We start from the raw sequence: 12,680 nt of genomic DNA, 5'->3' as shown, positions 1-12,680 counted from the left end.
GGTGCGGTCTGTCACACGGAGGGGCGCCGGGCCCCGGACGGGTCAGCGCAGCGCGTGCACCGCGGCCGCGAAGACGGCGGGCAGCCGGGACGCGGCCGGGACGACGAGCCGGGCGGTGCGGGGCCGGCCGGCGGCCGTCAGGAGCGCTCCGGTCAGCAGGCGGTGGCGCCGCGTCAGGCGCGCCCACTCCGCCTCGTACCGCTCCGGCCGGCCGTCCAGCAGGCACCGCACCGCGGCCTCGGCGCCGCGCAGCCCGTGCGCGATGCCCTCCCCGGTGAGGGCGTCGGTGTACCCCGCCGCGTCGCCGACGAGCAGGACCCGCCCGGCGACGCGGGCCCTGACCCGCTGGCGCAGCGGGCCGGCGCCGCGCACCGGGGTCACGGCCGCGCCCCGCAGCCCGGCCAGCAGCGCCGGGAAGGCGGCGAGGTGGTCGTCGTACCCGCGCCGGACCCGGCTCAGGACGGCCACCCCCACCAGGTCGTCGGCGACCGGCGTCACGTAGGCCTCGCCATGGGCGGACCAGTGCACCTCGACGAGGTCGGTCCACGGGGGCACCCGGTAGTGCCGGCGCAGCCCGTACCGTGCCGGCCCGCGGTCCGGGAGCGCCAGCCCCAGGCCGCGGCGGACGGGGGAGTGCAGGCCGTCGGCGGCGATCAGCCAGCGTGCCGTCAGGCCCGCGGCACTCACGCGGTCCGCCGACTGGCGCACGTCGCAGACCCTGCCGGTCACCATCTCCACGCCGAGCTCCCCGGCGCGGCGGTGCAGTGCCGCGTGCAGGGCCGTGCGGCGGACCCCCAGCCCGGTGCCGTCGCGGAAGCGGGCCTCGGCGCGCCGAGTGGCGTCGAGGTAGCGGATGCCCCGCAGTTCGCGCCCCGCGACGTCGATGCCCAGCGCCCGCAGGGCGGCGACCCCGCCGGGCATGACGCCCTCCCCGCAGGCCTTGTCCACGGGAGCGGTCCGCGGTTCCACGACGACGGCCCGCATCCCGGCGAGGGCGGCGTGCACGGCGGCGGCCAGCCCCGCCGGGCCCCCGCCGGCCACCAGGACGTCGATCACGCCGCCGCGACCGGTCCCGCGGCTCCGGCCAGGGCCGCGTTCTCGCAGCGGACGCGGACGGCGAGCAGGGCGGCGTTCAGAGCGGTGAAGACGACGGCGGTGATCCAGGCGGTGTGCACCAGGGGCAGCGCGAGACCCTCGGCGACGACGGCGACGTAGTTGGGGTGGCGCAGCCACCGGTAGGGGCCGCCGGTGACCAGCGGCATGCCGGGGACGACGATCACGCGCGTGTTCCAGCGCGGCCCCAGGGTGCTGATGCACCACCAGCGCAGGCCCTGCGCGGCGAGCAGCACGCCGAGCATGGGCCCTCCGAGGGCCGGGAGGAAGGCGCGGTGGGCGAGCCCGGTCTCCAGCAGGCACCCCGCGAGCAGCGCGGTGTGCAGGACGACCATGGCCGGGTAGTGCCCCTGGCCCGCCACGACCGCTCCCCGGGCCGTGCTCCAGCGCTCGTTGCGCCGGGCGACGACGAGTTCGCCGACCCGCTCGGCGGCCACCGCCGCCACCAGCAGTGCGTACCAGATCATGACGTCCTCCGACCTACCAGCGCAGCAGCACCAGTTCGCAGCAGAAACCGGGCCCCATCGCCAGCAGCAGTCCCGGCGCGCCCGCCGGCGGGCGGCGCTCGGCCCAGGTGTCGCGCAGCACGTGCAGCACCGACGACGAGGAGAGGTTGCCGACGTCGGCCAGGTGCCGCCACGTCACGTCCAGCGCGCCCTCCCGCAGTTCGAGGCTCTCCGACACCGCCTCCAGGACCCTCGGCCCGCCCGGGTGGCACACCCAGGTGGCGACGTCCTTCGGTTTCAGGCCGTGCTCGCTCAGGAACTCCGTGACGTCGTCGGCGAGGTAGCGGCGCACCACGTCGGGGACGGCCGGATCCAGCACCACCCGGAAACCGGAGTCGGTGATGTTCCAGCCCATGACGTGGCCGGTGTCGGGGTACAGCCGGCCGCGCGTCGCCACGACGGTCGGCCCGCCGGGGGTGGGCGCCGCGGCGGACGGCTCGGCGGCGCGGGCGGCGCCGCAGGCCACGACGGCGGCGGCGCCGTCGCCGAACAGGGCCGAGGCCACCAGGTTCGCCGGGGAGTCGTCGGCGCGCTGGAAGGTCAGTGAGCACAGCTCGACCGACAGCAGCACCGCGACGTGGTCGGGGTGGCCCAGCAGGTAGTCGTGCACCCGGGCCAGCCCGGCCGCTCCGCCCACGCAGCCGAGGCCGAACAGCGGCAGGCGTTTGACGTCCTCGCGCAGGCCGAGCCGCCCGGCGAGCCGGGCGTCGATCGAGGGGGCGGCGATCCCGGTGACGGAGGTGAACACCAGCAGGTCGACGTCGGAGGGGGCCAGCCCCGCCGTGCGCAGCGCCCCGCGGATCACCTGCGAGCCCAGGGCGGTGGCCCCGGTGATGAAGGCGTCGTTGGCGGCGCCGAACCCGTCGAGTTCCGCGTACCGGTCGAGCGGCAGCGTCATGTGCCGCGAACGGACCCGGGCGGCCTGGTGCAGCCGGTCGAGCACCCGGCGGTCCGCGCCCGGGGGCAGGCAGGTGCGCGCCACTATGTCGGTGATCTCGGCCTGCGCGTGGCGATGGGGCGCCAGGGCGCCGTGAACGGCTGCGATACGGGTCATGGGACTCCCGACGTGGGGGCGCTCCCCGCTCGGGAACTTCACCCGGGACGGGCAATTCAACACCGGGTGACCGTGCGGACACGCTGCGACACGACCGGATGTGCCTAGGATCGGCCCGTGGCCGTCCCCGAGGAGCCGACCGCCGGAGGCGCGGCGTGGGCTGCGCCGTGGGCGCTGGCGCGCTCCTGCCACCCCGGACCGGCGGCGGCCGTCACGGTGCTGGTGGCCGTGCTGGCCGGGGCCGCGGGCCACACCGTCGCCCGCACGGCGCTGATCACCGCGGCCGTGCTGGCCGGGCAGCTGTCGGTGGGCTGGTGCAACGACGCGTTCGACGCGCGCCGCGACCTCGCCGCCGGCCGCTCGGACAAGCCGGTCGCCGCGGGCGCCGTCCGGAGCGGGGCGGTGTGGACGGCCGCGTGGTCGGCTCTGGTGCTGTGCGTCCCGCTGTCGCTGGCCTGCGGCCCGCTCGCGGGCGCCGCCCACCTGGCGGGGGTCGGCGCGGCGTGGGGCTACGACCTGCGCCTGAAGTCGACGGCGTGGTCCTGGTTGCCCTACGCGCTCGGCTTCGCGAGCCTGCCGGCGTTCGTGGCCCTCGCCCTGCCGGGCCACCCGTGGCCCGCCTGGTGGATCGTCTGCGCGGGGGCGCTGCTGGGCGTCGGCGCCCATCTGGGCGACGTCCTGCCGGACATCGGCGGGGACCTCGCGCTCGGGGTGCGGGGGTGGCCGCAGCGGCTGGGCGCGTCCGCCACCCGGCGGCTGCTCCCGCTGCCGCTGGTGGCCGCGACCGCCGTGCTGGTCCTCGGACCGCCCGGACCGCCCGGCCCCGGCGGCGCGGCGGCGCTGGCCGGCGCCGCCCTGCTCGCGGTGACCGGGTCGGTGGCGGGGCGGCGCCGGCAGGGGGCGGCCTTCGCCGCCGCCGTCGCGGTGGCGGCGCTGGACGTGGCCCTGCTCGTGGGCCGCGGCGCGGCGATCACCTGACCCGCGGGCGGCGGGCGAGCGTGCGGCCGCCCGCCGCGATGCCCAGCGCGACGACGATCAGGGCCGCCGCCACCGCGAACGTGACGCGCATGCCGGTGGCCACGGCGTCGGGCCCCGCCGTGGTCAGGTCGCTCGTCGCCGCCGCGAGCGCGAACACGGCACCCATGACGGACGCGCCGGTGATCAGGCCGAGGTTGCGCGAGAGGTTGAGCATGCCGGAGACGACGCCCCGCCGGTCCGGCGGCACCTCGGCCATGACGGTGGTGTTGTTGGCGGTCTGGAACACCGCGTAGCCGGCGGTGACGACGACGATGGGGGCGAGGTAGCCGGCGACGCCGAGGGAGGCCGGGGTCAGCGACAGGGCCGCCGCACCGACCGCCATCGCGGCCAGGCCCACGACCGTCATCCGGGGGGCGCCGAAGCGGTCCGCGACGCGTCCGGCCGGCACACCGCTCACCGCGGCGACCAGCGGACCGGCGGACAGCACCAGCCCGACCAGGGCCTCCCGCAGGCCGAGCGCCCGGGCGAGGTAGAACGGCCCGACCACCAGCGTTGCCATCATGACCGTCGACACGAGCGTGCTCATGGCCAGGCTCGCGCTCAGCGCGGGATCGCGGAACACCGTCAGGCGGATCAGCGGCGAGGGCGCCGTGCGCTCCGCGCGCACGAACAGTCCCGCCCCGACGGCCGCCGCCCCCAGCAGGGCCGCGTTGAGCGGGCCGAAGCTCCCGTGTCCCCAGGTCATGGCGAGCGCGTAGGCCGCGAGCGCCAGGGCGAGCAGCAGCGTGCCGATCCGGTCGAAGGCGGGGCGCTCGGCGCCGGGTCGCTGCCGGTCGGCGGGCAGGTGGCGGCGGGCGAGGAGGAACGCCAGGACGCCCAGGGGCGCGTTGACGAGGAAGACCGCCCGCCAGCCGGGTCCGGCGATCAGGGCGCCGCCCAGCGACGGGCCGAGCGCGGTGCCCACCGCGGACATCGTCCCGAGCAGCCCCATGGCGCTGCCGGTGCGTGCCCTGGGCACCGTCTCGCCGACGAACGCCATGGTCAGCGCCATCATCACGGCCGCCCCCAGACCCTGCGCCGCCCGGGCGGCGATCAGGGTCCAGAGCGTGGGCGCGAGCCCGCACAGCACCGAGGCCGCCGTGAACAGCGCGATGCCGGCCAGGAGCAGCCGGCGGCGGCCCAGCAGGTCGCCGAGTCGCCCGACGCTGACGATCACCGTGGTGATGGCCAGCAGGTACGCCAGGACGATCCACTGGACCTGCTGGAAGGAGGCGGTGAAGGCGTGCGCCAGCGTCGGCAGGGCGACGTTGGCGACGCTGGTGCCGAGCGAGGACAGCAGCATGGACAGCGAGAGGCCGGCCAGCGCCCAGCGGACCGACGGGGCCGGTTCCGTGGCTCCGGCCGCCGCCGCGTCCCGCCCCGCGTTGATGGTCGTCATCGGGAACTCCGTTCTGCTGTGGTGGGGTTCATGCCGAGGAGGGTGGGCCCGGCGGTCGGGAGCGGCAACTCCTGTTGCCATTTCCGGGACGGGGCGGTGGAATGCCCGCATGGACACTCCGTCGCCCCACCAAGCGGTCCTCGACGAGGTCGCCCCCCGGCTCAGGCGCCTGCGCGCCGAGCACGGCCTGACCCTGGCCGCGCTGGCCGACGCGACGGGCATCTCCAGGAGCACCCTGTCCCGGCTGGAGTCCGGCCAGCGCCGGCCCACCCTGGAACTGCTGCTGCCGCTGGCCGCCGCGTACCGGGTGGCCCTCGACGAGATGGTCGGCGCCCCCGAGGTGGGCGACCCCCGGGTGCGGCTGACGCCCCGTGCGCTGCCGCACGGCGGCACGGCCATCGCGCTGTCCCGGACCCCGGGCGGGCCGCAGGCATACAAGATGATCATCAAGGACCGGGGCAGCGAGCCGGATCTGCGGACGCACGAGGGCTACGAGTGGCTGTACGTGCTGGACGGGCGGCTGCGGCTGGTCCTGGCCGAGCACGATCTGGTCCTCGGCCCCGGCGAGGTCGCCGAGTGGGACACCCGTCTGCCCCACTGGTTCGGCAGCGCGGACGGGCGCCCCGTCGAGGTCCTCAGCCTCTTCGGGCGGCAGGGGGAGCGCATGCACGTGCGCGCGAAGCCCAGCGCGTGACGGGCCGGGCGGTGCGGTGGTGCGCCGGTCCGATGCCCGGATGGCCCACGGCCGGGGCGCGGATGCGGCGCGGGGCACGGACAGTGGAGGCATCTGCCCGTAGCCGTTCGGGCGCCGCGATTCCTCTGGAGACAGTGATGACGTGCATCAACCGTCGGGACCTCGGCCTGCTGACCCTGCGGGTCGGCACGGGGGCGGTGCTGATCGCCCACGGGACGCAGAAGCTGTTCGGCTGGTTCGGCGGGGGCGGCCTGGAGGCGACCGGGGAGGCGATGGAGCACATGGGGTTCACCCCCGGCCGGCAGAGCGCGCTCGCCGCCGGTCTCGGCGAGGCGGGCGGCGGGGCGCTGCTGGTGCTGGGCCTGGCCACCCCCGCGGCCGGCGCGGCAGCGGCCGGCGCGATGGCGGGAGCGGTGGCGGTGCACGCGCCGGCCGGGTTCTTCGCGCAGGGCGGCGGCTTCGAGTACCCCGCGTTCCTCGGGTTCACTGCGGCCACCGTGGGCCTGGCCGGAGCGGGCCGCTATGCCCTGGACCACGCCACCGGCCACCGGTTCGACCGGCCGTGGATGGTCGCGGCGGCCTTCGTGGGCAGCGCGGTGGCGGCGGCCGCCGTGGTCACGAAGCGGGCCAGGGCCCAGGAGGACGCCGAGGAGGAGTAGGGCGCCGGCGCGGTCTCAGGGCGCGACCCCGTCCGCCGGCCGCGCGGGCCGGGCGGTCAGGCGGCGCAGGGCGAGGAGGCCGCCGACGCCGGGGATCAGCGCCACTGCGGTGGTGCGCGCGGTGCCGTCCGGATCGCGCGCGACGGCGATGATCGCGAACAGGTAGGCGCAACCGTGGACGGGACCGGCCAACGAGGAGATCGCGGGCAGGTGCGCCGTCGCGAGGTTGGCCAGCAGGACGAGCAGGGAGGCCAGTTCGACGGCGGCGCAGACGCGCAGCGGCCGGCGGGTGCGGTGCATGGTTCAGGCGCCTGTGGTGGATCCGGGCCGGATGATCATCAGGACGGTGACGGTCGCCCAGAGCAGGTTGAAGATTCCGGTGAGCATCGCCAGCCGCGCGGTCGCGGCGCGCTCGACGGGCGGGGAGCCGGCGTCGAGCCGGGTCAGCAGGGCGTCCTGGCGCGGCAGGACCAGCAGTGCCAGGACCGCCGCGGCCACCGCCGTGAGCACGATGGAGGCGATGAGCCAGGCGTCCCCGAGGACGCCGAGGCTGCTCGCGGTGGCGAACCCGAAGACCGGGACCGTCACCGCGATCACGGCGTAGACGCGGCAGATGCGGTGCAGCAGCCGGACCGTGGCGAGGGAGGACGCGTCCGGGGCCGCGGCCTGGGCGCGGCGGGCCGCCGCGGGCAGCATGCTGGCGGCGACCGTGACGGGGCCGATCGCGACGATGGCGGCCAGGACATGGACGGCGAGCAGGAATTTCGTCACGTGGCGGGTGCGCTTTCGGTTGCGGGGTCGAGGTGCCCGGACGGGGCGGCGGCACCCCACGCTAGGCGGCCGGCCGAGGCCCTCCCAGTGGCTGGAACGACAATTGCCAACGGGTTCTCGCCACTCGCCCGACATGCCCACTGCCGCGGAGAAGACGTCGTGAGGAGGCAGGTTCTCCTCTGGCGGGAACTCACCTATCGTGTGGCGCATGCACACGGTCGCAGTCCTCGTCCTGGATCACGTGGTGCCGTTCGACATGGCGACGCCCATCGAGGCGTTCGGGCGCACCCGGCTGCCCGACGGGCGCCGCCCCTACCGCGTGCGGGTGTGCGGCGCCGCACCGGAAGTGGCCACCGAGACGTTCGCGCTGCGCGTGCCCTGGGGCCTGGAGGCGCTGGCGGAGGCGGACACGATCATCGTGGCGGGATGCGCGGAGGGCGCCCCGCCGCCGGCGCCGGAGGTGCTCGACGCGCTGCGCGCAGCGGCCGCCGCCGGCACCCGCATCGCCTCGATCTGCAGCGGCGCGTTCATCCTGGCCGCGACGGGCCTGCTGGACGGGCTGCGGGCGACGACGCACTGGGTGGCGGCGGAGCGGTTCGCCGAGCGCTTCCCCCGCGTCGAGGTGCGGCCCGACGTCCTGTACGTCGACAACGGCCAGTTCCTCACCTCCGCCGGCGCGGCGGCCGGCCTGGACCTGTGCCTGTACATGATCCGCCGTGACCTGGGCTCGGCGGTGGCGGCCGACGCCGCCCGGATGGCGGTCGTGCCGCTGGAGCGGGAGGGCGGCCAGGCGCAGTTCATCGTCCACGCGCAGCCGCCGGTGGCGCGCGGATCGCTGCTGGAACCGGTGCTCGCCTGGATCGAGGACAACCTCGGCCAGGACATCACACTCGACGCCCTGGCCGCGCGCGGCGGGATGAGCGAGCGGACCTTCAGCCGGCGGTTCCGGGAGCAGACCGGCACCACACCGCTGCAGTGGCTGCTGCGCGCGCGGGTGCGCCGGGCGCAGTTCCTGCTGGAGACCACCGACCACGCGGTCGAGCGGATCGCCGCGCAGGCGGGTTTCGGGTCGCCGACCGCGTTCCGCGAGCGGTTCAAGCGCGTCGTCGGGGTGACCCCGTACGCCTACCGGTCCTCGTTCCGCCGCTCGGCCGCGTGAGGCGCTACGCGCAGTACGCGTGAGGCGCTACGCGGAGTACGGGAACCCGTCGTGCGCGCACGGCGGCGTGCGGTCGGGGCGGGGCAGCCGGACCAGCAGCGTCTTGCCCTGGTCGTCGGCGTCGGTGTAGGTGTGCGTGCTGCCGCGGACCTCCGCGGCGAGGTCCGCCACCAGGCGCAGCCCCCAGCCGCCGCTGCCGTCGGCGTGCGGGGCGGGCGTCGGGCGCGGGCAGTGCGGGTGGCGGTCGTGCACGGCGACGATGAGGCTGCGCGGGCCGAGCGCCAGCACGACGTCGGCGGTCGGTGAGCGGTGCGCGGTGTGTTCGACGCTGTTGGTCAGCAGCTCGGTCAGGACGAACAGGGCCGTCTCCACCACGGGGTGCTCCACGTCCAGCTCCCACCCGGCGAAGTGCGCTCGCGCGCGGCGCCGGGCGGTCGGCACCGACAGCGCGACGGTGGGCACCGTGAAGATGTGTTGGCGGAGCTGGGACTGGATGGAGACCGGCACAGCGCGGATCCTTCCGGTGGGGCGGCATCGAACCCGGGTCGAAAGTGTCCGTAGGCCGAGCGGGGCCGTGGAGGAGTGCTGCCGCGGGGGAGGCCGATCCAGTGGATCGAACGGATTGGCCGAAACCCACCGTAAACCGGCCCCTTCTCGAGGGGAATGCCGGATAGTAGACATTGACCATAAGTAGACGCACCCATTTGGGGGTCCGGTGGCGGACGGTTTCCTGGCGCCAGTGGGGCTCGGCGAGGTCGAAAGCGCCCTCTACCTGCACCTTCTCTCCGCGCCGCGCAGCACCGCCGCGCAGCTGGCCGTCCTGGACGGGTCGACCGCGGCCCGGCTGCGGCCGGCCCTGGCCCGGCTGGCGGACGCCGGTCTCATCACGCGGCTGACCGGCTCACCCGTGCGCTACGTCGCCTCCCCGCCCGAGGCGGCCGTCGGCTCCCTCGCCTCCCGCCGGGAGCGGGAGCTGGAGGAGCTGCGCGCGCACGTGCGCGCGCTCGCGCTGCGGCTGAAAGGTGAGGGTGCGAACCACCCCAGCGAGCTGGTGGAGCTGGTCGAGGGCCGCGAGGCGCAGCTGAACCGCGTCGAGCAGATGCAGCTGGGCTCGGAGGAGGAGATGCAGGTCATCGACTGCCCGCCGTACTTCAGCAGCCCGACGTTCAACCCGATCGAGTTCGAGCTGCTGCGCCGCGGGATCAGCTGCCGGGTGATCTACGACTCGGTGTCGCTGGAGGGGCGCATGCCCTTCGTGCAGGACTGCATCGACGCCGGCGAGCAGGCCAGGAGCCTGCCGGCGGTGCGGATGAAGATGCTCATCGCGGACCGGCGGGCCGCGATGATCCCGCTGAACTTCGAGGCGACCGAGTCGATGGCCGCCCTGTTCGTGCACCCCTCCCCGCTGCTGACGGCGCTGGTCACCTGCTTCGACCTGCTGTGGGAACGCGCCACTCCACTGGCCGTCGACAAGAAGGGGGCGGCGGGCCAACTGGCGCCCGCCGACCAGGAGTTGCTGTCCATGCTGGCGGCCGGCATGAAGGACGCCACGATCACGCGCGCGCTCGGCATCACGCAGCGGACGATGACCCGCCGGGTGGCCCACCTGCTGGAGGCCCTGGACGCGAAGACCCGCTTCCAGGCCGGCCTGCAGGCGGCCAAGCGCGGCTGGCTGTAGCCGCCGCCGAACCGGCGGCGGCCGTGGCCGCGTCCGTCGCCGTCACCCGACGGTGAGCGTCTTCGCGACGCTGGGCACCCCGGCGGCGTCGAGGGCGAACAGCAGGTACGTGCCCGGCAGTGCCGTGCCCGGGTCGGTGGGGACGGTCAGCTCGTAGACCCCGGTCGACACCTGGCGGAAGGCGAGCGGCACCCGCCGCTGGTCGTTGTCGGTGGAGTGGGTCGCCGCTCCGGTGCGGACGAGGGAGAAGGCCGTGACCGGCGTGCTCGTCGTGACGGTCAGCGTGGTGCCGTAACCGGCGCTCGTGGGCGGCGTGTTGGTGATGGCGGGTCGCGGCCGCTGCGTGCCGTCGGGGTTGAGCAGGTACGGCGGGGTGAAGATCGCCCCGTCGAAGTGGTTGGTGGCGCAGTCGCCGCACAGCCCGCCGCCGCCGGAGAAGATCCGGCCGTCGGGGAGCAGGTTGGCGACGCTGTGGTAGTTGCGCGGCACGGCCATGGTGGCCATGCGGGTGAAGGTGCCGGTGGCCGGGTTCCAGATCTCCGGTGTCATCGCCGAGGTGGCGTCGGAGAAGGGCACGGGCCGGGACTGGCCACCGAAGACGGCGACCTTGCCGTCCGGCATCACGACGCTGTTGCTGAAGGCGCGGGCGAAGGCCATGTCGCCGGTGCGGGTGCTGACCGGCTGCGCGCCGGCGGTGAGGCCGACGGTGTAGGCGCGGTTGGTGGCGTTGACGTCCTGGTACGCCGTGCCGCCGCCGAGCGTCAGCAGCTTGCCGATGTCGTAGGCGACCGCGTTGCCGTTCATCGCGTCCGCGCTGTCGGCGCGCACGCCGGCCGGGGTGATGGAGCCGGCGCCGGTGGTGTCGATCCAGTTGAGCTGCTTGCTGGGCCCGAGCTGGAGCACCCGGCCGTTGGACGTGCCGTAGAGCCACTGGTGGTTGTCGGCCCGGTAGGGCCCGGCCGGGTCCGCGGTCATGGTGGTCGTGACCGGTACGCCCGGCAGTTTGCGCCAGGTCCCGGTCGCGGCCGACCACACCTCGCCGTCCTTGCCGCCCTGGCCGCCGCTCCACGACCCGCCGAGGACGAAGGCGTCACCGTTGGAGAGCAGCGTCATGGCCTGGTAGCCGCGCGGGATGTTCATGTCCGAGGCCGCGGTCCAGGCGTCGGTGCGCGGGTCGTAGATGCTGGCGCGGGCGGCGTTGCTGCCGCCGGTGACCAGCACCCGGCCGTCGGCGAGCATCGCGATGCCGGGGCAGAACATGTCGTGACCGGTGTTGTCGACGCGCCGCTGGGTGACCTGGCCGGTGGTGAGGTCCATGATGGCGGTCTGGGTGTAGCCGTTGCTGCCGCCGAAGCGGTCGATGGCGTACGCCGACCAGGCGAGCAGCTTGTTGTTGGGCAGCAGTGCGGTGGCCACGGGCACGAGCGGGAAGCCGGTGACCGGGCTCCACAGCCCGGCGACGGCCGGGTCGGCGGGGCCGCTGAGCCGGATCTCCGCCGCGGAGGACCACGGTCCGCGGCCTCCGGCCTCGGTGGTGGCGGTCAGGCGCACGAACCGGGCGGTGGTCGGCGCGGTGAAGGTGGCGCTCTTGACCGTGTCGTCGTCCTTCCACGTCCCGGTGGCCAGCGGGGCGCCGAAGGTGACCCCGTCGAGGCTGGCGGCAATCGAGTAGGCCCCGATCCGGCCGTTGGCCCCGGAGACGCGCGGGGTGTAACTGAGCGCCGATATTCGCTGGTCGGCGTGCATGTCCAGGGTGATGGAGTGCGGCAGGGCAGTGGGCGTGCCGGACCACTTGCTGTGCCACAGGGTGGTGGCGTCGCCGTCCAGGACGTTGCCGGCCCGGTTGTTCTCCGCGGCCGTCTCCTCGTCGCTGGCCGTCGCGGTCCAGCCGGTGACGGGGAGTTCGACGACGGAGGCGGGCAGGCCGGGATCGCCCAGCAGGTCGATCTCGGCCGCCGACGTCCACGGGCCGCGGTTCCCGGCCTCCGTGGTGGCGGTCAGCCGCACGAACCGGGTCCCCTGGGCCGCGAAGTTCAGCGTTTTGACGGTGCTGTCGTCCGGCAGCGTGCCGGTGGCCACCGGCGGTGTCCACGTCACCCCGTCCGCGCTGAGCGCGATGGCGTAGACGCCGACCCGGCCGTTGGGGCCGTTGCTCCGCGGCCGGTAGACCAGCGCGGACACCACCGCCGTGCGGTGCATGTCGATGGTGAGGCTGTGCGGCAGCGGGGTGGCCGGCGCCGTCCACTTGCTGTGCCACAGCGTGCCGGGGTTCCCGTCCAGGACGTTGACCGCCCGCCCGTCCTCCCCGACGGTCTCCTCGTCACTCGCGGCCGCCGTCCAGCCGGCCCGGGACAGGACCGGGGCGAGCGGCCGCATGGCGGACGCGGGCGCGACGCCGTGGTGCGGGGCGGGCGGCGGCGCCGTGCCGTCCACGACGGGGACGGCCGGCCGGCCGTCGGCGGCGGCAGGTCCGCCCGCCGCCAGGAACGGCACGAACGCGGCGAGGACCGCGCCGAGCGAGCTCAGGACGAGCCAGCGTGAGCGCATGCGGAGCAGCCACGGAAAACGCGACGACAGAAACGGCACAACGGTCCCCCCAGACACGTTGGCGCCCGCCGTGCCCCCCAATT

The 12,680-nt window shown here is 75.3% G+C and carries 13 protein-coding genes; 5 read left to right on the top strand and 8 right to left on the bottom strand.

The genetic code is table 11. The annotated features are described in order from the left end of the window. Positions 1 to 42 precede the first annotated feature (42 nt). Genes ABZ721_RS28305 through ABZ721_RS28295 form a run of 3 tightly spaced genes read right to left on the bottom strand, consistent with a single transcriptional unit; the run spans position 43 to position 2,673 of the window. Positions 43 to 1,056: an NAD(P)/FAD-dependent oxidoreductase gene (locus ABZ721_RS28305; RefSeq protein ID WP_358791554.1), complete on the bottom strand. Its 1,014-nt coding sequence runs from the start codon at positions 1,054 to 1,056 to the stop codon at positions 43 to 45. Continuing rightward, entirely contained in the window at positions 1,053 to 1,580 is a 528-nt protein-coding gene (locus ABZ721_RS28300) for an isoprenylcysteine carboxyl methyltransferase family protein (protein ID WP_358791553.1), read from the bottom strand. Before ABZ721_RS28300 ends, ABZ721_RS28305 begins: the two co-directional genes overlap by 4 nt. A 13-nt stretch (positions 1,581 to 1,593) precedes the next feature. After that, positions 1,594 to 2,673, bottom strand: coding sequence for a 3-oxoacyl-[acyl-carrier-protein] synthase III C-terminal domain-containing protein (locus ABZ721_RS28295; RefSeq protein ID WP_358791552.1), 1,080 nt, complete (start codon positions 2,671 to 2,673; stop codon positions 1,594 to 1,596). Positions 2,674 to 2,790: 117 nt separating this feature from the next. Between ABZ721_RS28295 and ABZ721_RS28290 the strand changes: the two genes are divergently transcribed. Then, entirely contained in the window at positions 2,791 to 3,651 is an 861-nt protein-coding gene (locus ABZ721_RS28290) for a UbiA family prenyltransferase (RefSeq protein ID WP_358791551.1), read from the top strand. On the opposite strand, the gene ABZ721_RS28285 is transcribed toward ABZ721_RS28290, so the two are convergent. Next, a complete protein-coding gene (locus ABZ721_RS28285; protein ID WP_358791550.1) occupies positions 3,644 to 5,089 on the bottom strand; it encodes an MFS transporter in 1,446 nt (481 codons plus the stop codon). The two genes, ABZ721_RS28290 and ABZ721_RS28285, sit on opposite strands and share 8 nt — an antisense overlap. Positions 5,090 to 5,198: 109 nt before the next feature. On the opposite strand from ABZ721_RS28285, the gene ABZ721_RS28280 reads away from it, so the two are divergent. Continuing rightward, positions 5,199 to 5,783: a helix-turn-helix domain-containing protein gene (locus tag ABZ721_RS28280; protein WP_358791549.1), complete on the top strand. Its 585-nt coding sequence runs from the start codon at positions 5,199 to 5,201 to the stop codon at positions 5,781 to 5,783. Positions 5,784 to 5,920: 137 nt separating this feature from the next. Further along, the gene (locus ABZ721_RS28275; protein WP_358791548.1) at positions 5,921 to 6,442 is read left to right on the top strand and encodes a DoxX family membrane protein; all 522 of its coding nucleotides are present in this window, start codon (positions 5,921 to 5,923) and stop codon (positions 6,440 to 6,442) included. 15 nt (positions 6,443 to 6,457) lie between these two features. On the opposite strand, the gene ABZ721_RS28270 is transcribed toward ABZ721_RS28275, so the two are convergent. After that, positions 6,458 to 6,742, bottom strand: a complete 285-nt coding sequence (locus ABZ721_RS28270; RefSeq protein ID WP_358791547.1) for a DUF3817 domain-containing protein — start codon at positions 6,740 to 6,742, stop codon at positions 6,458 to 6,460. A 3-nt stretch (positions 6,743 to 6,745) separates the two neighbouring features. Further along, positions 6,746 to 7,213: a DUF2269 family protein gene (locus ABZ721_RS28265; RefSeq protein ID WP_358791546.1), complete on the bottom strand. Its 468-nt coding sequence runs from the start codon at positions 7,211 to 7,213 to the stop codon at positions 6,746 to 6,748. A 208-nt stretch (positions 7,214 to 7,421) separates the two neighbouring features. On the opposite strand from ABZ721_RS28265, the gene ABZ721_RS28260 reads away from it, so the two are divergent. Then, on the top strand, positions 7,422 to 8,372 hold the full coding sequence (locus ABZ721_RS28260; protein WP_358791545.1) for a helix-turn-helix domain-containing protein: 951 nt from the start codon (positions 7,422 to 7,424) through the stop codon (positions 8,370 to 8,372). 27 nt (positions 8,373 to 8,399) lie between these two features. On the opposite strand, the gene ABZ721_RS28255 is transcribed toward ABZ721_RS28260, so the two are convergent. Then, positions 8,400 to 8,879, bottom strand: a complete 480-nt coding sequence (locus tag ABZ721_RS28255; RefSeq protein ID WP_358791544.1) for an ATP-binding protein — start codon at positions 8,877 to 8,879, stop codon at positions 8,400 to 8,402. Positions 8,880 to 9,087: 208 nt separating this feature from the next. On the opposite strand from ABZ721_RS28255, the gene ABZ721_RS28250 reads away from it, so the two are divergent. Continuing rightward, positions 9,088 to 10,050 carry a helix-turn-helix domain-containing protein gene (locus ABZ721_RS28250; protein ID WP_358791543.1) on the top strand — a complete coding sequence of 321 codons (963 nt, stop codon included), beginning with the start codon at positions 9,088 to 9,090 and terminating at the stop codon, positions 10,048 to 10,050. A 42-nt stretch (positions 10,051 to 10,092) separates the two neighbouring features. Here the strand turns inward: ABZ721_RS28250 and ABZ721_RS28245 are convergent, their stop codons facing one another. Next, positions 10,093 to 12,597: a discoidin domain-containing protein gene (locus tag ABZ721_RS28245; RefSeq protein ID WP_358791542.1), complete on the bottom strand. Its 2,505-nt coding sequence runs from the start codon at positions 12,595 to 12,597 to the stop codon at positions 10,093 to 10,095. Positions 12,598 to 12,680: the final 83 nt, after the last annotated feature.

The organism is Streptomyces sp. NPDC006733 (assembly GCF_040636125.1).
Classification (GTDB): domain Bacteria; phylum Actinomycetota; class Actinomycetes; order Streptomycetales; family Streptomycetaceae; genus Actinacidiphila.
This window is presented reverse-complemented; position numbering and strand designations above follow the sequence as displayed.